This window comes from Oleiphilus sp. HI0123 (genome assembly GCF_001635315.1).
The window spans coordinates 1-649 of record NZ_LWGE01000510.1 but is presented as its reverse complement, the minus strand read 5'-3'; the positions used below and the strand labels follow the sequence as shown (position 1 = coordinate 649).

General features: G+C 44.9%; 1 protein-coding gene. It reads right to left on the bottom strand.

Annotation, left to right across the window (positions count from 1 at the left end; genetic code table 11):
• The coding region (locus A3761_RS04815; protein WP_369808175.1) for a cytosine permease at positions 1–599 on the bottom strand (599 nt) is incomplete at its 3' end.
• Between the last annotated feature and the right edge of the window lie 50 nt (positions 600–649).

Sequence of the window (649 nt, the reverse complement as noted above, 5' to 3'; positions counted from 1 at the left end):
GTATCATATTCGACAATGATCACGGTAGCGATTGCCGCGATTTGTAATAGTAACCACAGAGTTTGCGTCCCGACTTGAAAACGCGAAATAGTGGTAATCCCCCGGATCACAATAGGGATAACCGCCACAGCGCAAATGAAATACCCGATCGATAGCGGAATACCCAGCAAGGCATGTAAAGCCGATGCGAGAATAGCGGCTTCAATCGCAAAGAAGATAAAAGTAAACGAAGCATAAATAAGTGACGTGACTGTGGAGCCCAAGTAGCCAAACCCGGCACCTCGCGTCAAAAGATCAATGTCTAAACCGTGTTTAGCTGAGTAGTAAGCAATTGGAAAACCGGTAATAAAGAAAACCGCTGCAACGACTAACATCGCTGCAATGGTATTCACAAANCCATAGTTAATCGTTACCGCTGCAGCAATGCTTTCAAGTGCCAAAAAAGCAGTCGCCCCTAAAGCGGTTTTGCCGACACGGCTAATACCCATACGCCGAGCTTTACGAGCGGTGAATCGTAAGGCGTAATCTTCTAGGGTTTGGTCAGCCACCCACTGGTTATAGTGGCGACGAACTTTAAGAATCTTCTGTTTGGCAGGCATAAGTTCTATAGCAAAAGTTTTATGTACTTATAAATGAGTATTTAGCTAGA